Raw genomic sequence first — 22,427 nt, 5'->3', positions numbered from 1 at the left:
TCGTGACACGCAGGACTGTCCGTATCGCCATGAACGGCGTCACCGGACGCATGGGCTACCGCCAGCACCTCGTCCGCTCGATCCTCGCGTTGCGCGAGCAGGGCGGACTCGACCTCGGCAACGGCGAGACCCTCTGGCCCGAACCCGTCCTCGTCGGCCGCCGCGAGCACGCCCTGCGCGCGCTCGCCGAGCGCCACGGGCTCACCGAGTGGTCCACCGACCTCGACGCCGTTCTCGCGGACGAGACGGTGGAGATCTACTTCGACGCCCAGGTCACCTCCGCGCGCGTCGAGGCGATCCGCAAGGCCGTCGCCGCCGGCAAGCACGTCTACACCGAGAAGCCGACGGCGGGAGACCTGGCGGGCGCCCTGGAACTCGCCCGGCTCGCCACCGAGAAGGGCGTCAAGCACGGTGTCGTCCAGGACAAGATCTTCCTGCCGGGCCTGCTCAAGCTGAAGCGCCTCATCGACGGCGGCTTCTTCGGCCGGATCCTCTCCGTGCGCGGGGAGTTCGGCTACTGGGTCTTCGAGGGCGACTGGCAGGACGCCCAGCGCCCCAGCTGGAACTACCGCGCCGAGGACGGCGGCGGCATCGTCGTCGACATGTTCCCGCACTGGGAGTACGTACTCCACGAGCTGTTCGGCCGGGTCACCGGTGTCACCGCGCACGTCGCCACGCACGTCCAGGAGCGCTGGGACGAGCACGGCAAGCCGTACGCCGCGACCGCCGACGACGCCGCGTACGGCATATTCCAGCTGGAGGGTGGCGCGGTCGCCCAGATCAACTCCTCCTGGACGGTCCGCGTCAACCGCGACGAACTCGTCGAGTTCCAGGTCGACGGCACCCACGGCTCCGCCGTCGCCGGCCTGCGGAACTGCCGCGTCCAGCACCGCTCCGCCACGCCCAAGCCGGTCTGGAACCCGGACATCCCGGCGACCGAGCCCTTCCGCGAGCAGTGGCAGGAGGTCCCGGACAACGCCACGTTCGACAACGGCTTCAAGGCCCAGTGGGAGCTCTTCCTGAGGCACGTGGTCCTGGACGAGCCGTACCAGTGGGACCTGCTGGCGGGCGCGCGCGGCGTGCAGCTCGCCGAGCTGGGGCTGCGGTCCTCGGTCGAGGGCAGGCGCCTGGAGGTCCCGGAGGTCGCGCTGTGATCCGCCTTCCCGACGGCGCCGGCGGGGTACGGGAGTACAGCCCGCGCCCGGCCCGCACTCCGGCCCCCGTGGCCGGCGCGCCGACCTCCCGTACGGTGTTCTCGGCCGCGCATGTCGTCGCCGACCCCTACGCCGACACCACGCCCGACGGGCCTGCGGCCGTCGACTGGGACGCGACCCTCGCCTTCCGCCGCCACCTCTGGGCGCAGGGCCTCGGCGTCGCGGAGGCGATGGACACCGCGCAGCGCGGGATGGGCCTGGACTGGGCGGGCGCGGCGGAGCTGATCCGCCGGTCGGCTGCCGAGGCGAAGGCGGTGGGCGGCCGCATCGCGTGCGGAGTGGGCACGGACCAGCTCATGGGTGCCGCCGACCTCGTGACGGTCCGCAAGGCGTACGAGGAGCAGCTGGCGCTGGTCGAGGAGACCGGCTCCCAGGCGATCCTCATGGCCTCGCGCGCCCTCGCGGCGGCGGCCGAGGGCGCGGACGACTACCTCGACATGTACGGCCACCTCCTCCGCCAGGCGAGCGAGCCGGTGATCCTGCACTGGCTCGGGCCGATGTTCGACCCGGCGCTCGACGGCTACTGGGGCTCGGCCGACCTCGACGCGGCGACCGAGACGTTCCTGGAGGTCGTCGCGGCCCACCCGGACAAGGTCGACGGCATCAAGGTCTCGCTCCTGGACGCCCGGCGCGAGATCGACCTGCGCCGCCGCCTCCCGGAGGGGGTGCGCTGCTACACGGGCGACGACTTCCACTACCCGGAGCTGATCGCGGGGGACGAGCAGGGGTTCAGCCACGCCCTGCTCGGCATCTTCGATCCGCTGGGGCCGCTGGCGGCGGAGGCGGTGAGGATCCTGGACACGGGCGACACGAAGGGCTTCCGCGAGCTGCTCGACCCCACGGTCGAGCTGTCGCGCCACCTCTTCCGGGCGCCGACCCGCTTCTACAAGACGGGGGTCGTGTTCCTGGCCTGGCTGGCCGGCCACCAGGACCACTTCACGATGGTGGGCGGCCTGCAGTCCGCCCGCTCGCTGCCGCATCTGGCGCGGGCGTACGAACTGGCGGACGGGCTCGGCCTGTTCCCCGATCCGGAGCTGGCGGAGTCCCGGATGAGATCCCTGCTGACGGTGTACGGAGTCCCCCGGTGAGCCTTCTCTCGCGGTTCAGCATCAACCAGATGACGGTGAGGCAGCTGTCGCTGCCGGAGCTGGTGGAGCAGTGCGTACGGCTCTCGGTCCCGGGCGTGGGCCTGTGGCGGGAGCCGGTCGCGGAGTACGGCCTGGAGGCGGCGGCCAAGCTGGTACGCGATGCGGGCCTGACGGTCACGTCGCTGTGCCGGGGCGGCTTCTTCACGACGGCGGACTCGCTGGACGACAACCGCGCCGCGATCGACGAGGCGGCCACCCTGGGCACGGACACCCTGGTCCTGGTCTCGGGCGGCCTCGCCCCGGGCAGCCGGGACCTGACGGCTGCCCGCGCCCGGATCACGGACGCCATCGCCGAACTCGCTCCGTACGCGGGCGACCGGGGCGTCCGCCTGGCGATCGAACCCCTCCACCCGATGTACGCGTCGGACCGCTGCGCGATCTCCACCCTGGACCAGGCCCTGGCGATCGCCGAGCGGTTCCCGTCCTCGCAGGTGGGCGTGGTGGTCGACACGTACCACATCTGGTGGGACGACCGAGCTCCGGCAGCGGTCGCCCGCGCGGGTGCCTCGGACCGCATCCACGCCTTCCAACTGGCGGACTGGACCACCCCCTTGCCGGTCGGCGTCCTCAACGGCCGTGGCCAGCTGGGCGACGGCGCGATCGACCTGCGGTCGTGGCGCGAGCGGGTGGAGGAGGCGGGGTACGGGGGCCCGATCGAGGTGGAACTCTTCAACGAGTCCCTGTGGGCGCGGGACGGCGCGGAAGTCCTTGCGGAGACACTGGCGAGGTACCTCCGCCACGCGACCTAGACCGCCCCGGTCAGGGCGGACCGGGGCGGATGTGCGGCCGCCCCGGTCAGGGCCGGGCGGACCGGGGCGGATGTGCGGCCGCCCCGGCCCGCCCGGGGCCCTGACCTGCGCGCCCGGGCTGCCCGGCCGGCCCCGGGTGTCCTGGCCTGCCCGTCTGGCCTGCCTGGGGCCTGGGTGCCCATCTGGCCTCCCGCCCGGGCCTCCCGGCCTCCTACTTCTTCATCAGCCCGCCGCTCACCGGGCCGCCGAAGGCCGCCACGCCCTGGAGCGGGGGCTCCGGGGGGGGGGGCCTCCTCGACCGCTGCGCGGACCTCGTCCGCGCTGGCCGGCTCGGACGCCGCCTGGCGGAGTTCGCCGGAGAGCTCGGCGACCGACGTACCGACGAGCTGCTCGGCGCCGACCCGGTCCGTGCCGAGCAGGCCCGCGATCTCCCGCAGCCGGTCGTCGCCGAGTTCGTGCAGGACGTCGGCCTGGAAGGAGGATCCGCTCATGGTCGACACGCTGGGACGCGCGCCGCGCGTCGGCATGTCGAGCCGGCGCGGCCTCCGGCCCCGCCGTCGTCAGCGGATGGTGCGCGGTGGCCCCGACGAACGGTCTCGTCCACAGGCGCCCACCCGATGTCCGAGCCCTTCGCTACCGTCTGGGCATGTCCAACCAGGGTCAGGGTCACGGTCAGGCGGTCGTCGAAGGGGTGCTGGAGCGGATCACGTACGCCAACGAGGAGAGCGGGTACACGGTCGCCCGCGTGGACACCGGGCGCGGTGGCGGCGATCTCCTCACGGTCGTCGGGGCGCTGCTCGGGGCTCAGCCGGGTGAGTCGCTGCGGATGCAGGGGCGTTGGGGCTCCCATCCGCAGTACGGCAAGCAGTTCACCGTCGAGAACTACACGACCGTGCTGCCCGCCACCATCCAGGGCATACGCCGCTACCTCGGCTCCGGCCTCATCAAGGGCATCGGCCCCGTCTTCGCCGACCGCATCACCCAGCACTTCGGTGTGGACACCCTCGACATCCTGGAGGCGTCCCCGGCCCGTCTGATCGAGGTGCCGGGCCTCGGCCCCAAGCGGACGAAGAACATCACCGCCGCCTGGGAGGAGCAGAAGGCCATCAAGGAGGTGATGGTCTTCCTCCAGGGCGTCGGGGTCTCCACCTCCATCGCCGTGCGGATCTACAAGAAGTACGGGGACGCCTCAATCTCCGTCGTGAAGAACCAGCCCTACCGGCTTGCCTCCGACATCTGGGGCATCGGCTTCCTCACCGCCGACAAGATCGCCCAGGCCGTCGGCATCCCGCACGACAGCCCGGACCGGGTCAAGGCGGGGCTCCAGTACGCCCTGTCCCAGTCCACCGACCAGGGCCACTGCTTCCTGCCAGAGGAGCAGCTGATCCGCGAGGCCGTGAAGCTGCTCCAGGTCGACACGGGGCTGGTCATCGAGTGCCTCGCGGAGCTGGTGGAGGACCCGGAGGGGGTCGTACGGGAGTCGGTTCCGGGGCCCGAGGGGCTGCCCGTCACGGCCGTCTATCTGATCCCCTTCCACCGCGCCGAGCTCTCCCTCGCCGGCCAGACCAAGCGCCTGCTGCACGCCGCCGAGGACCGGATGGCGGCCTTCCAGGACGTCGCCTGGGACAAGGCCCTCGCCTGGCTCGCCGACCGCACCGGGGCCTCCCTCGCGCCCGAGCAGGAGGAGGCGGTGCGGCTCGCCCTGACCCGTAAGGTCGCCGTGCTCACCGGCGGCCCGGGGTGCGGCAAGTCGTTCACCGTCCGCTCGATCGTGGAGCTGGCCCGCGCCAAGCGGGCCAAGGTGGTCCTCGCCGCCCCCACCGGCCGCGCCGCCAAGCGCCTCGCCGAGCTCACCGGCACGGAGGCGTCGACCGTCCACCGGCTCCTGGAGCTCAAGCCGGGCGGGGACGCGGCCTACGACCGGGACCGCCCGCTCGACGCCGATCTGGTCGTCGTGGACGAGGCCTCCATGCTCGATCTGCTCCTCGCCAACAAGCTCGTGAAGGCCGTGGCACCCGGTGCCCACCTCCTCCTCGTGGGTGACGTGGACCAGCTGCCCTCGGTCGGCGCGGGCGAGGTGCTCGGGGATCTGCTGGCCCCCGGCAGCCCGGTGCCGGCCGTCCGGCTGACCCGGATCTTCCGCCAGGCCCAGCAGTCCGGCGTCGTCACCAACGCCCACCGGATCAACGCCGGTCTGCCGCCCGTCACCACCGGCCTGCCGGACTTCTTCCTCTTCGCGGAGGACGAGACCGAGGACGCCGCGCGGGTCGCCGTCGAGGTCGCGGCCCGGCGGATTCCCGCCAAGTTCGGGCTCGACCCCCGCCGGGACGTCCAGGTCCTGGCGCCCATGCACCGCGGCCCCGCGGGCGCCGGCGCGCTGAACGGGCTGCTTCAGCAGGCGATCACCCCGGCCCGCCCCGACCTCCCCGAGAAGCGGTTCGGTGGCCGGGTCTTCCGCGTCGGGGACAAGGTCACCCAGATCCGCAACAACTACGAGAAGGGCGCCAACGGCGTCTTCAACGGCACCGTCGGTGTCGTGACCTCGCTCGACGCCGTCGAGCAGCGGCTGACCGTGCGCACCGACGAGGACGAGGAGGTCGGCTACGACTTCGACGAGCTGGACGAGCTGGCCCACGCCTACGCCGTCACGATCCACCGCTCCCAGGGCAGCGAGTACCCGGCGGTCGTGATCCCCGTCACCAACAGCGCCTGGATGATGCTCCAGCGGAACCTGCTCTACACGGCCGTCACCCGGGCGAAGAAGCTGGTCGTGCTCGTCGGTTCGCGGAAGGCGATCGCCCAGGCCGTGCGTACGGTTTCCGCAGGCAGACGCTTCACCGCCCTGGCTCACCGGCTCTCGGCAGCCGTGTGAAAGACCACCCCGGACTTCCCCGATCGGGGCGAAGGGGGCAAGATGAGCAGGTTGGCGGCACTGAGTGCCGCCAAATGGCCCAATGGTCGACCCCGAGTGCACTCTCCTGAGCCAAATGGGGGATGGTAGAGACAGTCAGGGCACCTCGAAGAAGAGGCACTACGTCGGTGAGGGATGACGTGAGCGACAACTCTGTAGTACTGCGGTACGCGGACGGTGAATACACCTACCCGGTGGTCGAAAGCACCGTCGGCGACAAGGGCTTCGACATCGGGAAGCTCCGAGCCCAGACCGGTCTGGTCACCCTGGACAGCGGATACGGCAACACCGCCGCCTATAAATCCGCCATCACCTACCTCGACGGCGAGCAGGGCATTCTGCGGTACCGCGGCTACCCCATCGAGCAGCTGGCGGAGCGCTCCACCTTCCTTGAGGTGGCGTACCTGCTGATCAACGGTGAGCTTCCCAAGGTCGACGAGCTCGCGACCTTCAAGAACGAGATCACCCAGCACACGCTGCTGCACGAGGACGTCAAGCGCTTCTTCGACGGCTTCCCCCGGGACGCCCACCCGATGGCGATGCTCTCCTCGGTGGTCTCCGCGCTGTCCACGTTCTACCAGGACAGCCACAACCCGTTCGACGAGAAGCAGCGCCACCTCTCCACGATCCGGCTGCTCGCCAAGCTGCCGACGATCGCGGCGTACGCGTACAAGAAGTCGATCGGCCACCCCTTCGTCTACCCGCGCAACGACCTCGGGTACGTCGAGAACTTCCTGCGCATGACCTTCTCGGTCCCGGCCCAGGAGTACGAGCTCGACCCGGTCGTGGTCTCGGCGCTCGACAAGCTGCTGATCCTGCACGCGGACCACGAGCAGAACTGTTCGACGTCCACCGTCCGTCTGGTGGGTTCGAGCCAGGCGAACATGTTCGCGTCGATCTCCGCCGGCATCTCGGCCCTGTGGGGCCCGCTGCACGGTGGCGCCAACCAGTCGGTCCTGGAGATGCTCGAGGGCATCCAGGCCAACGGTGGCAATGTCGACTCCTTCATCAACAAGGTGAAGAACAAGGAGGACGGCGTCCGCCTGATGGGCTTCGGCCACCGGGTGTACAAGTCCTTCGACCCGCGCGCCAAGATCATCAAGGCCGCGGCGCACGACGTGCTCTCCGCGCTCGGCAAGTCCGACGAGCTGCTGGACATCGCGCTCAAGCTGGAGGAGCACGCGCTCTCCGACGACTACTTCGTCTCGCGCAACCTCTACCCGAACGTGGACTTCTACACGGGCCTCATCTACCGCGCGATGGGCTTCCCGACCGAGATGTTCACCGTGCTCTTCGCGCTCGGCCGTCTGCCGGGCTGGATCGCCCAGTGGCACGAGATGATCAAGGAGCCGGGCTCGCGCATCGGCCGCCCGCGCCAGATCTACACGGGCGAGGTCCTGCGCGACTTCGTCCCGGTCGAGGGTCGCTGACACCTCACCGCCGCTGACGCCTCACCTCGTCGCCGGGCACCGCACATGGCGGCGCGGCGCGAGGTGGTGCCGCGCGAGGCCGTGCCGCACGAGACGCCAACGAAAAGCGCCCCGCTTCCGATCCCCCCACGGGTCGGCGAGCGGGGCGCTTTCCATATCCCCGGTGCGGATTCCCCCCACGGGATCCGGGCCGGGCGTCTGCCGGGTTCAGCAGAAGCTAGGCGGGTCTACGCGGTCTGCCGGGGTACGTACGTACGGGAGGGCCGCTCAAAGCTCCCCGGTGCACGTGCCCCGGCCAACGCTTGCCTGGAACGTCCCCCAAGACATCCCATGAACGTCCCCCAAGACGTTCTTGGCATCGCCCACTTAGACTCGCGAACGGCCCGAATGGTTACCCCCAAATATCTGTGATCTAGGTCTCTTTGTGAAGGTCCTGTGCGTCACGTGTAGGTGAATTCACGCGAACCTCCGAAGTCGCAGGCTGTTTGTCACGACAAATACGGACGAAAATGCCATGGCCAATCCGGCGATCATGGGGTTCAGCAATCCGGACGCGGCCAGCGGCAGGGCGGCGCAGTTGTAACCGAACGCCCACCCCAGGTTTCCCTTGATCGTCGCCAGGGTCCGGCGCGCGAGCCGGATGGCGTCCGCGGCCACCCGCAGGTCGCCGCGGACCAGCGTCAGATCGCTCGCCTCGATCGCGGCGTCCGTGCCCGTCCCCATGGCCAGGCCCAGGTCGGCGGTGGCCAGCGCGGCGGCGTCGTTCACGCCGTCCCCGACCATCGCGACCGTCCGGCCCTCCGCCTGCAGACGCCGCACCACGTCGACCTTCTCCTCCGGCAGCACCTCGGCGAAGACCTGGTCCGCGTCGATGCCCACCTCCGCGGCCACCGTCTCGGCGACCGCCCGCCCGTCCCCGGTGAGCAGGACCGGCCTCAGCCCGAGGGTGCGCAGCCGGGCGACCGCCTCCGCGCTGGTCTCCTTCACGGCGTCGGCGACCGTCAGCGCCCCGCGCGTCCGGCCGTCCCAGGCGACCTGCACGGCCCCGTGCTCCGGTACGCCGGGGACCTCGACGCCCTCCGCCTCGAGGAGCGCCGCGCGGCCGACCAGGAGGTGGTGGCCGTCGACCGTGCCGCGCACCCCGAGGCCGGGCACGTTCTCGAAGGACGTCGGTACGGGGAGCTCGTCCACGCGCAGGCCGAGCCGCTCGGCGGCGCCCGCCGCGACCGCCCGGGCGACCGGGTGCTCGGAGGCGTGCTCCAGGGCGCCCACGAGGCGCAGCAGCTCGGCCTCGTCCACACCCTCGTACGCGTACACCTTCCGGAGCCGCATCCGGCCGGTCGTGATCGTCCCGGTCTTGTCGAGGACGACCGTGTCGACGCGCCGGGTGGACTCCAGGACCTCCGGGCCCTTGATCAGGATGCCGAGCTGCGCGCCGCGGCCGGTGCCGACCATGAGCGCGGTCGGGGTCGCGAGCCCGAGGGCGCAGGGGCAGGCGATGATCAGTACGGCGACGGCGGCGGTGAACGCGCCCGTGGTGTCCTGGACCACGAAGAGCCAGGTCAGCAGCGTGCCGAGGGCGATGTAGAGCACCACGGGGACGAACACGGCGGAGATCCGGTCGGCCAGGCGCTGCACCTCGGCCTTGCCGTTCTGGGCGTCCTCGACCAGCGCGGCCATCCGGGCCAGCTGGGTGTCCGCGCCGACCCGGGTCGCCCGGACGACGAGCCGGCCCGAGGTGTTGAGGCAGCCACCGGTGACCGGGTCGCCGGCGGTCACGTCGACCGGGACGGACTCGCCGGTGAGCAGGGACGCGTCGACGGCGGAGGCGCCCTCGGTGACCGTTCCGTCGGTGGCGATCTTCTCTCCGGGGCGGACGACGAAGAGTTCGCCGACCCGCAGCGCGTCCACCGGGATCCGTACCTCCGTACCGTCCCTCAGGACGGCCACGTCCTTCGCGCCGAGCGCCATCAGGGCGCGCAGCGCGGAGCCCGCCTTCCGTTTGGCGCGGGCCTCCAGGTATCGGCCGAGGAGGATGAAGGTGACGACGCCGGCCGCGACCTCCAGATAGACGGTGGAGGCGCCGTCGGCGCGGCCGACGGTGAGGTCGAAGCCGTGCCGCATGCCGGGCATGCCCGCGTCACCGAGGAACAGCGCCCACAGCGACCAGCCGAACGCGGCCAGCGTGCCGATCGAGACGAGGGTGTCCATGGTCGCCGCGCCGTGCCGCAGGTTGGTCCAGGCGGCGCGGTGGAAGGGCAGCCCGCCCCAGACGACGACCGGCGCGGCGAGGGTGAGGGAGAGCCACTGCCAGTTGTCGAACTGGAGGGCGGGGACCATGGCGAGCAGCACGACCGGCGCGGAGAGCACCGCCGAGACGGTCAGCCGCGTGCGGAGCGGATCGAGCTCGGGATCGGCCTCGCGCGGTGCCTCCGACGGCTCCGGGGCCGGGGGCGCGGGCTCCTCGGCGGTGTAACCGGTCTTGACGACCGTCGCGATCAGATCGGCGACCTCCGTCCCCGCCGGATGCGCGATCCTCGCCTTCTCCGTGGCGTAGTTGACGGTCGCCGTGACGCCGTCCATCCGGTTGAGCTTCCTCTCGACGCGGGCCGCGCAGGAGGCGCAGGTCATCCCGCCGATGAGGAGCTCGGTCGTGACGGTGGGCGCGGTGCTCGATGTCGCGGTGCTCGATGTCATGGGTGCCGTTCCGAACGGGAGCAGGGCCGTACCGCGTACGGTACGGCCCTGTCCGTGTGTGCCGGGAGTGCGGTCCGAGCCTCGTGGATCAGGCCTGGCCGACGAGTTCGTAGCCGGCCTCGTCCACGGCGGCGCGGACGGCCTCCTCGTCGAGCGGGGCCTGGGAGACGACGGTGACCTGGCCGGTGGAGGCCACGGCCTTGACGGAGGAGACCCCGGCGATCTCGGAGATCTCACTGGAGACCGCGCCCTCGCAGTGCCCGCAGGTCATTCCCTTGACCTGGTACACGGTGGTGAGTTCGGTCGTCGTCTCGGCGGTCATGACGGTCTCCTCTTCGAGGGCGTGCTGGTACTGGGTCGTACTGAAGCACACTTTATACCCCTAGGGGGTATGAATCCAGTCCGGCGCCGACCTCGTGGCCCGTGAGGGCTGTCGCCCATGGTAGATACCCGACATGTCGCATTCCGGGACCACCTTGATCCTGGTCATGTCGATCGCCGTCCTGGCGCCCCTGCCGGCCTACGCGGTGGGGCCGCCGGCTGCCCGTCCCGCTCGTCATCTTCGAGATCCTGCTCGGCATCCTCGTCGGCCCCGACGTCCTCATCCTGGAGAAGGTCGAGGCCGTCGGCTTCGGCTTCCTGGTCCCGGTCTTCTTCGTCGTCACCGGCATCGAGTTCGACCTGGACTCGCTGCTCGACGGCGGCCGGACGCTGCTCCTGCTGCCGGTCTTCCTGCTGCTGTTCGTGGTGGTGCGGGGCGGGCCGGTCTGGTTCCTCGCCCCGGGGTGACCTGGCGCGCGGGGACCGGAGCGCGCTGGTGCTCTACGAGTCCACGGCCCTGCCGCTCGTGGTCGCGATCACCACCATCGGGTTCGACGACAAGGCGCTGACGGCGGGCGAGGCGGCGGCGCTCGTGGGGGCGGGTGCTCTCCGTCCTCGTCCTCCCGATCCTCGCGATGAAGATCCGGGCGAAGGCGGGCGCCGCCCCCAGGGCGGGGGTCGGGGAGGCGGTTACGGGGTCGGAGTCGTGGTGAGCGCGCTGCCGACGGCGGTCGGGGAGCTTCCGATGAGCGGGCCGAGGTAGCTCAGGAGGAGCGCCTTCAGCTCGGCGATCGCCGCGTCCCGCTCCGGCCCCTCGGCGGCGGCGAGGATCAGGGTGAGACCGCCCTTGACGACCGCGAAGGTCATCTCGGCCTTGAGGGTGCGGTCCTCGGGGGTGTGGTCCGGCAGATGGTGGTCGAACAGGCTCTGGACCGAGGCGAGGAGCGAGGCGTGCAGGGCGTCGTGCTCCTCGGCGATCCGGCCGGGGATCTCGGAGCCGTGCATCAGGGCGAGGAAGACCGGGTTCTTGCAGTTGAACTCGATCATCGGGTCGAGCACCGCGTCCACGAGCTCGGGCAGCGGCAGGGCGAGGTTGGCCGGGGTGAACGCCTGTCCGTGCATCTCGCGCATCTGGTGCAGCAGACGGCCGCCGAGCTCGACGGCGATCGCCTCCTTGTTGGGGAAGTACTGGTAGAGCGTTCCGGGCGAGACGCTGGCCTCGCGGGCGATCGCGTTGGTGCTGGCGGCTGTGTAGCCGTTCGTGCAGAAGACGTTCGCGGCCGCCTGGAGCAGCTGCGCGATGCGCCGCTCGCCGCGGGCCTGCCGACGGCGCGGCTTCTGGTCCGCCGAACTCTCGGGCGTCTCCTCGGACATGACTGTCCCCAGCTCTCTCAGCATGTTTGACAAACACGAGAGGTCGCTCGCATTCTTGTGAAACGCGAGCGATGACTCGTGTTTGCCAGTCTATGGCAATGGGCGACCCATGCGACCTGCCGGGAAGCGAGCGCATGGGTCACGGTGAAGGGGACACCGCGTCATGGCCGAAGTCAAGAATTCAGGGCCCGCACCGGGTGGGGGGTGGACCCGGTTCGTGACGGCCAGGCCACGGCTGTCCCTGCTGGTCGCGCTCGTGATCACCGCGCTCTCCGTTCTCGCGGGCAGCGGCGTCGCCGACCGGATGGGGAGCGGCGGTTTCGAGGACCCGGACGCCGAATCCACGTATGCGACACAGGTCCTGGAGCGGGAGTTCCCCGACTCACAGCCCAATCTGCTCCTGCTCGTGAGCGCGCGGGAGGGCGGGGTCGACGATCCCGGCGTGGCCGCCGAGGCCCGGCGGCTCGCCGAGCGGCTCGACGCCGAGGAGGGGGTCGGCGGCATCGGCTCCTACTGGGGGACCGGTTCTCCGGCCCTGCGCTCCGAGGACGGCCGGCAGGCGGTGATCGTCGCCCGGGTCGAAGGGGACGAGAAGGCGGCCGGCGAGATCCTGGAGCGGATCGCCCCCGACTACCGGGGCACGCATGGACCGGTCGAGGTCTCCGTGGGCGGCCAGTTGGCCGTGCAGCACGAGATGCAGACGGTCGTCGAGGAGGACCTGCTGCGCGCCGAGCTGATCGCCCTGCCGGTGACGCTCGTCCTGCTCGTCATGGTCTTCGGCAGCGCGGTCGCGGCCCTGCTGCCGCTGGGGATCGGCATCGTGGCCATCCTGGGGACGAACGCGGTACTGCGCGGCCTCACCGAACTCACCGACGTCTCGGTCTTCGCGCAGAACCTGACGACGGCCCTCGGGCTCGGACTCGCCATCGACTACGCCCTGTTCGTGGTCCGCAGGTTCCGCGAGGAGCTCGCCGGAGGGGCCGACACCCGGACCGCCGTCAGGACCACACTGCGGACGGCCGGGCGGACGGTGCTCTTCTCCGCCCTGACCGTGGCGGCCTCGCTCGCCGCGATGCTCGTCTTCCCGCAGTACTTCCTGCGCTCCTTCGCCTACGCGGGCATCGCGGTGGTGCTGCTCGCCGCGGCGGCCGCGCTGGTCCTGCTGCCCGCCGCACTGATGCTGCTCGGGGAGCGGGTCAACGCGCTCGACCTGCGGCGCCTGTTCAGGCGCCGCAGGCGGGCCGTCGACGGCGCGGAGCCGGAGGCGGCGGGGTCGACGGCGCCGGGTGCGGCGGAGCCGGGGCCCAGGGAGCCGGGGGCCGGCTGGGCGCGGACGGCGACGCTGGTGATGCGGCGCGCGCCCGTCTTCGCCGTCGTCACCACGGCGGGTCTCGTGCTGCTCGGACTTCCCTTCCTCGGAGCCACGTTCGGCACGGTCGACGACCGGCAGCTCCCGACCACCGCCGAGTCCCGGGTGGTCCAGGACGAGCTGCGCGACGGCTTCCCCGGCAGCCCCGGCGGCGGCATCACGGTCCTCGCCGAAGGCGGCGCCACTCCGGCCGAGTACGCCGGCTACCGCGAGCGGATCGCGGCCCTCGACGGGATCGTGCGGGTGGACGGACCGGTGCCCTCGGGCACCGGCGGCGCCGAGGCCCGCGCGTACTTCACGGTGATCCCGGAGGGCGAGGGCGTCGGCGGAACCGCCCAGCGCGTGGTCGGCGAACTGCGCGCCGAGCCCGCCCCGTTCGACACGTCCGTCACCGGAGCCGCCGCCGTCCTGGTCGACTCCAAGGACGCCATAGGCGACCGGCTCCCGTGGGCGGGGGCGATCATCGTGGTCGTCACCCTGCTCCTGGTCTTCCTGCTGACCGGCAGTGTGCTGATCCCGATCCAGGCCGTCGTCCTCAACGGGCTCAGCCTGACGGCGATGTTCGGCGCGGTCGTCTGGGTCTTCCAGGACGGCCACCTCTCCGGGTTCCTCGGCTTCACCCCGACCGGCGACATCGAGACGACCCTGCCGGTGCTGATGTTCTGCGTCGCCTTCGGACTCTCCATGGACTACGGGGTGTTCCTGATATCCCGGATCAAGGAGGAGTACGACGAGACGGGCGACCACGACCACGCGGTCCGGTTCGGCCTGCGCCGCACGGGTGGCCTGATCACCGCCGCCGCCGTGATCCTGGCCGTCGTCATGGTGGCCATCGGCACCTCGCGGGTCACCAACACCAAGATGCTGGGCCTCGGCATCGCGCTCGCCGTGCTGGTGGACGCGATGGTGATTCGCAGCCTGCTCGTGCCCGCCGTGATGAAGCTGACCGGCCGCCTGACCTGGTGGGCCCCCGGCCCGCTGCGCCGCTTCCACGACCGGTTCGGAGTCAGCGAGGGCGGAGGTGCGACGAAGGCGCCGGCCGCGGCACCGGAGCGGGCGGAGGTGTCGGACCGGGCGGAACCGTCGGAGCCGGCGGACGAGGACGCCCGGGACAGGGAGTCCGTCGGCCGTTAGGCGGGCGGCCCGGATCGTCCCGGACAGACCGAGGGCCCCGCACCCGTTGTGGGGTGTGGGGCCCTGCCCGTGCCGGGTGGAGGTCAGTCCCGGCGACTCCGGTTGCCCGGGCGGTTGGCCACCCAGGCGCGGATCGTGTCCGCGTACCAGTAGGGCTTGCCCGACTCGACATGGTCGGGTGTCGGCAGGAGGCCGTGCTTCCGGTAGGAGCGGACGGTGTCCGGCTGCACCTTGATGTGTGCGGCGATGTCCTTGTACGACCAGAGCCGTCTGTCCGTCATGCGTGGCACCTCCCTGCGCGCCTCGCAGCGGCGGCGGGGGTGCCGTTCGGGGGAGCTGCGGGGCAAACGCTGGCGATCACTGAGCCTGTGCCCGATGCAACGACCCCTTCCAACGGGAAGGGAGCGGCTGTCGAACGGCTGTGACGTAAAGCCCGCGTAATGGAGATATCTGTGACGACAGGGGGATGGATGTGACGTAAGTGGCGCAAGGTCACATCGGCGCGCCGAACGGCGTTCCCGCGGTTCCTATGCTCCGCAGGAGCGCAGGAAGCGGCGGGTGCGGACCGCGATCGGATACGGCCTGTCGGGCTCGCACGGGTACATGTCCTGCTCGACGATGGCGAAGAGCTCCACGTCGAGCGCCTGTGCCGCCGCGAGGACCGGCTCGAGGGCCGGGACCCCGGAGGGCGGTTCGCACATCACGCCCCGCGCCACGGCCGGACCGAACGGCACCTCGTCGGCGACGACCCCGGCGAGGATCTCCGGGTCGACCTGCTTGAGATGGAGGTAGCCGATGCGCTCGCCGTACGTCTCGATCAGCTTGACGCTGTCGCCCCCGCAGTACGCGTAGTGCCCGGTGTCCAGACAGAGGGAGACCAGCTCCGGATCGGTCGCGTCCAGGAAGCGGGCCACGTTCTCCTCGCTGTCGACGTGGGTGTCCGCGTGCGGATGGACGACGATCCGCAGCCCGTACCGGTTCCTGACCTCGCGGCCGAGGCGCTCCGTCAGACCGGTCAGATCGCGCCACTGTTCGGCGGTGAGCGTACGGTCCTCCAGGACCTCGCCCGTCTTGTCGTCCCGCCAGAAGGAGGGGATGACGACGAGGTGCTCGGCGCCCATCGCCTGCGCGAGGGCCGCGTTGTCGGCGACATGGGCCCAGGTCTTCTCCCAGACGGCCGGACCGTGGTGCAGCCCGGTGAAGACCGTGCCCGCCGAGACCCGCAGGCCCCTGCGCCCCGTCTCCTCGGCCAGGACGGCGGGGTCGGTGGGCAGATAGCCGTACGGTCCGAGCTCGATCCAGGCGTAGCCGGCGTCGGCGACCTCGTCGAGGAAGCGCTGCCAGGGAACCTGCCGTGGATCGTCGGGGAACCAGACGCCCCAGGAGTCGGGGGCGGAGCCGATACGGATACGGGACAGCGGCGACGGCTTCGTCATGAGAGCCACCTTGGCCGCGCCCGGAACGACGAGTCAAGACGCTCGTCCGAATGTAAGGACATAGCGTTGACAGGGTTCGGGGCGGACGGCTAGACCTGGGTGCGGGGCCGAGGCGAGAGGTGGCGCGCGTGGATGCGGAGCCGTACGAGCTGATCACGATGGGGCGACTCGGCGTGGACCTCTACCCCCTCCAGGTCGGCGTTCCGCTCGCCCGGGTGGAGACCTTCGGGAAGTTCCTGGGCGGCTCGCCCGCGAACGTGGCGGTCGCGGCGGCCCGGCTCGGGCGGCGTACGGCGCTGGTGAGCCGGACCGGAGCGGACCCGTTCGGGGAGTATCTCCACGAGGAGCTGACGGCGTTCGGGGTCGACGACCGCTGGGTGACGGCGGTGGAGGCGTATCCGACGCCGGTGACGTTCTGCGAGATCTTCCCGCCCGACGACTTCCCGATCCACTTCTACCGGCAGCCCCGGGCGCCGGACCTGGAGATCCACCCGGCGGAGCTGGACCTGGCGGCGGTCCGGGCGGCGCGGGCCTTCTGGGTGACGGGGACGGGGCTGAGCGTCGAGCCCAGCCGGGCGGCCACGCTGGGCGCGCTGGAGGAGCGGGGCGGTGCGGAGCTGACCGTTCTCGACCTGGACTGGCGTCCGGTGCTCTGGCCCGATCCGGCCGAGGCGGGACCGCTCTACCGGGAGGCCCTGAGCGCAGCCACCGTCGCCGTCGGCAACCTGGACGAGTGCGAGGTCGCGACCGGGGAGCGCGAACCGTACGCGGCGGCCCGCGCGCTGCTCGCCGCCGGGGTCCGGCTCGCGGTCGTCAAGCAGGGCCCCAAGGGGGTCCTCGCGATGACCGCCGACGGGGAGAGCGCCGAGGTCGCGCCTCTGCCGGTCGACGTGGTCAACGGCCTCGGCGCGGGCGACGCGTTCGGCGGGGCGCTGTGCGACGGGCTGCTCGCCGGCTGGGACCTGGACCGCATCCTCCGCCGGGCCAACGCGGCGGGCGCCATCGTGGCCGGCCGCCTCGCCTGCTCCCCGGCGATGCCCTACGCCGACGAGATCGACCGGGCCCTGGTCACCGGCACCGGCACGCTTCCGGAGCGCACGCCATGACCGCCCGCCCCACCGACACCTGGCGCACCCGAGCCGCCCACCGCCGCGCGAGCGGACCGAAGACCCCACCCAAGCCCACCACTTCGGAGCCCCCGACCCCCACGCCGGCTCCAGCAACTCCGCCGCCGGGCGGCCGGGACGCCGACGCCCCCGCAGCCTCGTCCGCCCCGACCGGCCTCGGGCACCCGCCCGCCCCGCCGGGCCCCGGGCACCCGCCCGCCCCGCCCGGCCCCGGGCACCCGCCCGCCCCGCCGGGCCCCACGCGTGAGACGCCCCCCGCACAGACGCCCCCCGCACGCGACCCCCTCCGTCAGGCCGCGCACCCCGTGCCGCCGCGGCGGTTCGCTCGGGCCGCGCGGGTCGCGGGCGTGGGCGCCGGGCTCGAGCCCGTCGACGTCGAGCGGCTCGTCTCGCTCCGGGCCCGGCGGCCCGAGGCCGTGGGGGAGGCCGCCGCGGCGCGGCGCAGGCGGGCGTGGTTCGAGGGCCGCGAGCGGCTGCTGATCGTCGCCGCCGACCATCCCGCCCGCGGCGCGCTCGGTGTCGGGGCGAGGCCGTACGCGATGGCGGACCGCGCCGACCTCCTCGCACGGCTCCGGCTCGCGCTCTCCCGGCCCGGCGTCGACGGCGTCCTCGCCTCCGCCGACATCCTCGACGACCTGCTCCTGCTCGGCGCCCTGGACGACCGCCTCGTCATCGGGTCGATGAACCGCGGCGGCCTCGCCGGGGCCTCCTTCGAGCTCGACGACCGGTTCACCGGCCACCGCCCCGAGGACCTCGCCCGGCTCGGCTTCGACGCAGGCAAGCTCCTCCTGCGGATCGACCCGGACGACCCCGGCTCGCTCTCCACCCTCCACTCCGCCGCCCGCGCCGTCGACGAGATGGCCGCCCTGCGACTGCCCGTCTTCGTCGAACCGTTCCTCTGCCACCGCGACCACGACGGCCGGCTCCGCAACGACCTCTCCGCCGAGGCCGTCTCCACCTCCCTCGCCGTCGCCTCCGGCCTCGGCGGCACCTCCGCCTACACCTGGCTCAAGGTCCCGGTCACCGACCACCCCGACGACATGGCCCGCGTCCTGGAGACCACCACCCTCCCCACCGTCCTCCTCGGCGGAGACCCCGGGCCCGGCCCGGACGCCCAGGACGTCGCGTACGAGAAATGGCGCGCCGCGCTGCGCCTGCCCACCGTCCGGGGCCTGGTCGTCGGCCGCGCCCTGCTCTATCCCGCGGACGGCGATGTGGCCGGAGCCGTCGATACCGCTGCGCGGCTGCTGCGGGAAGCGGTAGGAAGGAGTACGCACCGCCCATGAACGATCTCCATCTGCCCGCCGGGACCGCCTCCCACGGGTCGTACGCGCTCCACGTCGACCCCGACCGGGCCGGCTGGGCGCACTCCGCACTGCGCGTCCTCGAACTCGGCCCGGGAGCCACCCACCTCCTGGACACCGGGGACAGCGAATGGATCGTGCTTCCGCTCTCCGGCGGCTGTACGGTGCACGTCGACGGCCAGACGCTTCAACTCCTGGGCCGCGAGAGCGTGTTCGGCGGAGTGTCCGACTTCGCGTACGTGCCCCGCGACGCCCGAGTCCAGATCGCCTCCGGTGCGGGAGGCCGCTTCGCTTTGGCAGGAGCGAAGTGCGAGCGACGACTCCCCGCTCGCTACGGCCCCGCGCCGGAGGTACCCGTCGAGGCCCGCGGCAGCGGCAACCAGGCGCGGCAGGTACGGAACTTCGCCGCCGCCGACGTCTTCGAGGCGGACCGCCTGATCGCCGTCGAGGTGATCACCCCCGGCGGGAACTGGTCCTCCTACCCGCCCCACAAGCACGACGAGCACCGCCCGGGCGCCGAGTCCGAGCTGGAGGAGATCTACTACTTCGAGATCGCCGACGGCGGAGTCGGCTACCAGCGGATCTCCCCCTCCCGGCCCGGAGGCGCCGACCTCCTCGCCGAGGTCCGCACGGGCGACGCCGTCCTCGTGCCCGACGGCTGGCACGGCCCGTCGATCGCTCAGCCGGACCACGCGATGTACTACCTGAACGTGATGGCGGGACCAGGACCGGAGAGGGAGTGGAAGATCTGCTTCCACCCCGACCACTCGGAGGGGTACACGTGAGCACTCTGACCGTCGCGCAGGCGCTGGTGCGGTTCCTCGCCGCGCAGTACACCGAACGCGACGGCGTACGAAGCCGGCTGATCGCCGCCACCTGGGGCATCTTCGGCCACGGGAACGTCGCCGGGATCGGCCAGGCCCTCGTCGAGCACGCCGAGGAGATGCCCTACCACCAGGGGCGCAACGAGCAGGCCATGGTGCACGCGGCCGTCGGCTACGCCCGCCAGTCGAACCGGCTCTCCGCGCACGCCGTGACCACCTCCATCGGCCCCGGCGCCACCAACCTCGTCACGGGCGCCGCGCTCGCCACCGTCAACCACCTCCCGGTGCTGCTGCTGCCCGGCGACACCTTCGCCACCCGCCCCGCCGACCCCGTCCTCCAGCAGCTCGAAGTCCCGTACGCGGGCGATGTGTCGGTCAACGACTGTCTGCGACCGGTCTCCACGTACTTCGACCGGATCACCCGCCCCGAGGCGCTGATCCCCGCCGCGCTCGCCGCCGTACGGGTCCTCACCGACCCCGTCCAGACCGGGGCGGTGACGCTCGCCCTGCCGCAGGACGTCCAGGCGGAGGCGTACGACTGGCCGGAGGAGTTCTTCGCCGAGCGGGTCTGGCGCGTGCGCCGGCCCGTGCCCGACGACGCCGAACTGGAGGCGGCGGCCGCGGCGATCGGCCGCGCGGCCCGTCCGCTGATCGTCGCGGGCGGCGGGGTCAAGTACAGCGGCGCCGAGGAGGCGCTCGCCACCTTCGCCTCCCTGACCGGCATCCCGGTCGCCTCCACCCAGGCCGGCAAGGGCGCGCTGCGTCACGACCATCCGCAGGACGTCGGCGCCGTCGGCCACACCGGCACCGCCGTCGCCGACCACCTGGCGCGCACGGCCGACGTGGTGATCGGCGTCGGCACCCGCTGGACCGACTTCACCACCGCCTCCGGGACCCTGTTCACCCACCCGGACGTGCGGTTCGTCAACCTCAACATCGCGGCCTCCGACTCGCACAAACTGGCCGCGCTGCCCCTGGTCGCGGATGCCCGCGAGGGGCTCGAAGGGCTCCACGCGCTGCTCGACCCGCACCATGTCACCGAGCACTACGTGCACGAGTACGCGGAGGAGAAGGGCCGCTGGGAGGCCCGCGTCACCGCCGCCTGCACCACGGCGGACGTGGCGGCCCGGCCCACGCAGCCGCAGGTCCTCGGCGCACTCGACACCCTGGTCACCGGGGACGACATCCTGATCAACGCGGCCGGCTCGCTCCCCGGCGACCTCCACAAGCTCTGGCGGGCCCGCTCCGCCGACCAGTACCACGTCGAGTACGGCTACTCCTGCATGGGCTACGAGATCCCGGCGGCGATCGGGGTGGCCCTCGCCGCGCCCGGCCGGCCGGTCTGGGCGCTCGTCGGGGACGGTACGTATCTGATGAATCCCACCGAAATCGTCACGGCCGTGCAGGAAGGGCTGCCCATCAAGGTGGTGATCCTGCAGAACCACGGGTACGCCTCCATCGGAGGTCTTTCGGAGGCCGTGGGCAGTGAGCGGTACGGCACCGCGTACCGCTTCCGCGCTCCCGACGGCACCTTCACCGGGGACCCGCTCCCCGTCGACCTGGCCGCCAACGCCGCCTCGCTCGGGATGCGGGTGCTCACTGCACGTACCGTACGTGACCTGCGGGAAGCCCTCGCCGACGCGCGGGCGTCGACCGTTCCCACATGTGTCTATGTCGAGACCGAAACGGCAGACACAGTGTCGGGCGCGCCCCCCGCCCAGGCGTGGTGGGATGTGCCCGTGGCCGAGACCTCGACCCGCGTGTCGGCGGTCAAGGCCCGGGAGGAGTACGACCGGCACGTCACCGCCCGACGCCGCCATCTCTGAAGGAGCATTCCGGCATGACGAACACCGAGAAGACCGTCAACCACTGGATCGGTGGCAAGACCGTCGAGGGCACGTCGGGCAACTGGGGCCCGGTCACCGACCCGGCCACGGGCGCCGTGACCACGAAGGTGGCGCTCGCGTCGGTCGACGAGGTCGACGCGGCCGTGGCGGCCGCCAAGACCGCGTTCGAGACCTGGGGCACGGCGTCGCTCGCGCAGCGCACCACGATCCTCTTCAAGTTCCGCGCGCTGCTCGACGCCAACCGGGACGCGATCGCCGAGCTGATCACCGCCGAGCACGGCAAGGTGCACTCCGACGCGCTGGGCGAGGTCGCCCGCGGTCTGGAGATCGTGGACCTGGCCTGCGGCATCACCACGCAGCTCAAGGGCGAGCTGTCCACCCAGGTCTCGAACCGGGTGGACGTGGCGGCGATCCGCCAGCCCGTCGGTGTGGTGGCCGGCATCACGCCGTTCAACTTCCCGGCGATGGTCCCGATGTGGATGTTCCCGCTCGCCATCGCCTGCGGCAACACCTTCATCCTCAAGCCGAGCGAGAAGGACCCCTCGCCGTCGCTGAAGATCGCGGAGCTGCTCGCCGAGGCGGGCCTGCCGGACGGCGTCTTCAACGTCGTGCACGGTGACAAGGTGGCCGTCGACCGGCTCCTGGAGCACCCGGACGTCTCGGCGATCTCCTTCGTCGGCTCGACGCCGATCGCCCGGTACATCCACACCACCGCCTCCGCGGCGGGCAAGCGCGTCCAGGCGCTCGGCGGTGCGAAGAACCACATGCTGGTGCTGCCGGACGCGGACCTGGACGCGGCGGCCGACGCCGCGGTCTCGGCGGCGTACGGCTCGGCCGGTGAGCGCTGCATGGCGATCTCGGCGGTCGTCGCGGTCGGCGCGATCGGTGACCAGCTGGTGGAGAAGATCCGCGAGCGCGCCGAGAAGATCAAGATCGGCCCCGGCAACGACCCGACCTCGGAGATGGGCCCGCTGATCACGGCGGTCCACCGCGACAAGGTCGCCTCGTACGTGAAGGGCGCGGCGGACGAGGGCTGCGACGTCGTCCTCGACGGCACGGGCCACACGGTGGACGGCTTCGAGGACGGCCACTGGATCGGCCTGTCGCTCCTGGACCACGTGCCGACGACCGCGAAGGCGTACCAGGACGAGATCTTCGGCCCGGTCCTGTGCGTGCTGCGCACCGAGACGTACGAGGAGGGCGTCGCCCTCATCAACGCGTCGCCGTTCGGCAACGGCACCGCGATCTTCACCCGCGACGGCGGCGCGGCGCGCCGCTTCCAGATGGAGATCCAGGCGGGCATGGTCGGCGTGAACGTGCCGATCCCGGTGCCGGTGGGCTACCACTCCTTCGGTGGCTGGAAGGACTCGCTCTTCGGCGACCACCACATCTACGGCAACGACGGCGTCCACTTCTACACCCGCGGCAAGGTCGTCACCACCCGCTGGCCGGACCCCTCCGACGCCCCGGCGGGCGTGGACCTGGGCTTCCCGCGCAACCACTGACCCGCGAAATTCGATGGCCCCCGGGGCGCGCGACCGC

Annotated in this window: 17 protein-coding genes and 1 pseudogene; 12 read left to right on the top strand and 6 right to left on the bottom strand. The window is 71.9% G+C overall.

The features are described 5' to 3' along the window. The first annotated feature begins 2 nt into the window (after window positions 1-2). Genes ACZ3OF_RS25845 through ACZ3OF_RS25835 form a run of 3 tightly spaced genes read left to right on the top strand, consistent with a single transcriptional unit; the run spans window position 3 to window position 3,111 of the window. The gene (locus tag ACZ3OF_RS25845; protein WP_361673422.1) at window positions 3-1,154 is read left to right on the top strand and encodes a Gfo/Idh/MocA family protein; all 1,152 of its coding nucleotides are present in this window, start codon (window positions 3-5) and stop codon (window positions 1,152-1,154) included. Continuing rightward, window positions 1,151-2,302: a dihydrodipicolinate synthase family protein gene (locus tag ACZ3OF_RS25840; protein WP_467307062.1), complete on the top strand. Its 1,152-nt coding sequence runs from the start codon at window positions 1,151-1,153 to the stop codon at window positions 2,300-2,302. Before ACZ3OF_RS25845 ends, ACZ3OF_RS25840 begins: the two co-directional genes overlap by 4 nt. 29 nt (window positions 2,303-2,331) lie before the next feature. After that, entirely contained in the window at window positions 2,332-3,111 is a 780-nt protein-coding gene (locus ACZ3OF_RS25835) for a sugar phosphate isomerase/epimerase family protein (RefSeq protein ID WP_467307259.1), read from the top strand. Here ACZ3OF_RS25835 and ACZ3OF_RS25830 read toward each other — a convergent pair. Beyond that, window positions 3,108-3,602: a hypothetical protein gene (locus ACZ3OF_RS25830; protein WP_467307060.1), complete on the bottom strand. Its 495-nt coding sequence runs from the start codon at window positions 3,600-3,602 to the stop codon at window positions 3,108-3,110. The two genes, ACZ3OF_RS25835 and ACZ3OF_RS25830, sit on opposite strands and share 4 nt — an antisense overlap. A 155-nt stretch (window positions 3,603-3,757) precedes the next feature. Between ACZ3OF_RS25830 and recD2 the strand changes: the two genes are divergently transcribed. Together recD2 and ACZ3OF_RS25820 are read left to right on the top strand one after the other, a co-directional pair. Further along, window positions 3,758-5,983: an SF1B family DNA helicase RecD2 gene (gene recD2, locus ACZ3OF_RS25825; RefSeq protein WP_467307058.1), complete on the top strand. Its 2,226-nt coding sequence runs from the start codon at window positions 3,758-3,760 to the stop codon at window positions 5,981-5,983. 179 nt (window positions 5,984-6,162) lie between these two features. Continuing rightward, the gene (locus tag ACZ3OF_RS25820) at window positions 6,163-7,452 is read left to right on the top strand and encodes a citrate synthase (RefSeq protein ID WP_361439808.1); all 1,290 of its coding nucleotides are present in this window, start codon (window positions 6,163-6,165) and stop codon (window positions 7,450-7,452) included. 456 nt (window positions 7,453-7,908) lie between these two features. Here the strand turns inward: ACZ3OF_RS25820 and ACZ3OF_RS25815 are convergent, their stop codons facing one another. Both ACZ3OF_RS25815 and ACZ3OF_RS25810 read right to left on the bottom strand, forming a co-directional pair. Then, window positions 7,909-10,149, bottom strand: coding sequence for a heavy metal translocating P-type ATPase (locus tag ACZ3OF_RS25815; RefSeq protein WP_361673414.1), 2,241 nt, complete (start codon window positions 10,147-10,149; stop codon window positions 7,909-7,911). Window positions 10,150-10,237: 88 nt separating this feature from the next. Further along, on the bottom strand, window positions 10,238-10,471 hold the full coding sequence (locus tag ACZ3OF_RS25810) for a heavy-metal-associated domain-containing protein (protein WP_361606262.1): 234 nt from the start codon (window positions 10,469-10,471) through the stop codon (window positions 10,238-10,240). 281 nt (window positions 10,472-10,752) lie between these two features. Between ACZ3OF_RS25810 and ACZ3OF_RS25805 the strand changes: the two are divergent. Next, window positions 10,753-11,183, top strand: a pseudogene (locus ACZ3OF_RS25805) (cation:proton antiporter domain-containing protein); the annotation flags it as partial. Here ACZ3OF_RS25805 and ACZ3OF_RS25800 read toward each other — a convergent pair. Then, window positions 11,161-11,844 carry a TetR/AcrR family transcriptional regulator gene (locus ACZ3OF_RS25800; protein WP_361673412.1) on the bottom strand — a complete coding sequence of 228 codons (684 nt, stop codon included), beginning with the start codon at window positions 11,842-11,844 and terminating at the stop codon, window positions 11,161-11,163. The pseudogene ACZ3OF_RS25805 and the gene ACZ3OF_RS25800 sit on opposite strands and share 23 nt — an antisense overlap. Before the next feature lie 163 nt (window positions 11,845-12,007). Between ACZ3OF_RS25800 and ACZ3OF_RS25795 the strand changes: the two genes are divergently transcribed. Continuing rightward, window positions 12,008-14,347 carry an MMPL family transporter gene (locus tag ACZ3OF_RS25795; protein WP_467307055.1) on the top strand — a complete coding sequence of 780 codons (2,340 nt, stop codon included), beginning with the start codon at window positions 12,008-12,010 and terminating at the stop codon, window positions 14,345-14,347. 83 nt (window positions 14,348-14,430) lie between these two features. On the opposite strand, the gene ACZ3OF_RS25790 is transcribed toward ACZ3OF_RS25795, so the two are convergent. Next, entirely contained in the window at window positions 14,431-14,628 is a 198-nt protein-coding gene (locus ACZ3OF_RS25790; RefSeq protein WP_361673407.1) for a helix-turn-helix transcriptional regulator, read from the bottom strand. A gap of 246 nt (window positions 14,629-14,874) precedes the next feature. Further along, window positions 14,875-15,783, bottom strand: coding sequence for a sugar phosphate isomerase/epimerase family protein (locus tag ACZ3OF_RS25785; protein ID WP_361673405.1), 909 nt, complete (start codon window positions 15,781-15,783; stop codon window positions 14,875-14,877). A gap of 128 nt (window positions 15,784-15,911) precedes the next feature. Here ACZ3OF_RS25785 and iolC point away from each other — a divergent pair, with 128 nt between their 5' ends. The 5 genes from iolC to mmsA all read left to right on the top strand — a co-directional run bounded on the left by iolC (window position 15,912) and on the right by mmsA (window position 22,390). After that, a complete protein-coding gene (gene iolC / locus ACZ3OF_RS25780; protein ID WP_467307052.1) occupies window positions 15,912-16,889 on the top strand; it encodes a 5-dehydro-2-deoxygluconokinase in 978 nt (325 codons plus the stop codon). Window positions 16,890-17,257: 368 nt separating this feature from the next. Next, window positions 17,258-18,196 (top strand): Cgl0159 family (beta/alpha)8-fold protein, encoded by a 939-nt coding sequence (locus ACZ3OF_RS25775; protein WP_361673825.1) that lies wholly within the window; start codon window positions 17,258-17,260, stop codon window positions 18,194-18,196. Then, complete coding sequence (gene iolB, locus ACZ3OF_RS25770) at window positions 18,193-18,999, top strand: 5-deoxy-glucuronate isomerase (protein ID WP_467307051.1); 807 nt, start codon at window positions 18,193-18,195, stop codon at window positions 18,997-18,999. Before ACZ3OF_RS25775 ends, iolB begins: the two co-directional genes overlap by 4 nt. Then, window positions 18,996-20,864 carry a 3D-(3,5/4)-trihydroxycyclohexane-1,2-dione acylhydrolase (decyclizing) gene (gene iolD, locus ACZ3OF_RS25765; RefSeq protein ID WP_467307050.1) on the top strand — a complete coding sequence of 623 codons (1,869 nt, stop codon included), beginning with the start codon at window positions 18,996-18,998 and terminating at the stop codon, window positions 20,862-20,864. Before iolB ends, iolD begins: the two co-directional genes overlap by 4 nt. A gap of 14 nt (window positions 20,865-20,878) precedes the next feature. Continuing rightward, a complete protein-coding gene (gene mmsA / locus ACZ3OF_RS25760) occupies window positions 20,879-22,390 on the top strand; it encodes a CoA-acylating methylmalonate-semialdehyde dehydrogenase (RefSeq protein WP_361673397.1) in 1,512 nt (503 codons plus the stop codon). Window positions 22,391-22,427 lie beyond the last annotated feature (37 nt).

It is taken from the genome of Streptomyces sp. NPDC022552 (assembly GCF_055561875.1).
This window is presented reverse-complemented; position numbering and strand designations above follow the sequence as displayed.

Coding starts and splice junctions, on each gene's coding strand:
- ACZ3OF_RS25815 (WP_361673414.1), bottom strand. CDS start 10,149: ATGACATCGAGCACCGCGACATCGAGCACCGCGCCCACCGTCACGACC.
- ACZ3OF_RS25835 (WP_467307259.1), top strand. CDS start 2,332: ATGACGGTGAGGCAGCTGTCGCTGCCGGAGCTGGTGGAGCAGTGCGTA.
- ACZ3OF_RS25830 (WP_467307060.1), bottom strand. CDS start 3,602: ATGAGCGGATCCTCCTTCCAGGCCGACGTCCTGCACGAACTCGGCGAC.
- recD2 (WP_467307058.1), top strand. CDS start 3,758: ATGTCCAACCAGGGTCAGGGTCACGGTCAGGCGGTCGTCGAAGGGGTG.
- ACZ3OF_RS25790 (WP_361673407.1), bottom strand. CDS start 14,628: ATGACGGACAGACGGCTCTGGTCGTACAAGGACATCGCCGCACACATC.
- ACZ3OF_RS25800 (WP_361673412.1), bottom strand. CDS start 11,844: ATGTCCGAGGAGACGCCCGAGAGTTCGGCGGACCAGAAGCCGCGCCGT.
- ACZ3OF_RS25795 (WP_467307055.1), top strand. CDS start 12,008: ATGGCCGAAGTCAAGAATTCAGGGCCCGCACCGGGTGGGGGGTGGACC.
- ACZ3OF_RS25785 (WP_361673405.1), bottom strand. CDS start 15,783: ATGACGAAGCCGTCGCCGCTGTCCCGTATCCGTATCGGCTCCGCCCCC.
- ACZ3OF_RS25810 (WP_361606262.1), bottom strand. CDS start 10,471: ATGACCGCCGAGACGACGACCGAACTCACCACCGTGTACCAGGTCAAG.
- iolB (WP_467307051.1), top strand. CDS start 18,193: ATGAACGATCTCCATCTGCCCGCCGGGACCGCCTCCCACGGGTCGTAC.
- mmsA (WP_361673397.1), top strand. CDS start 20,879: ATGACGAACACCGAGAAGACCGTCAACCACTGGATCGGTGGCAAGACC.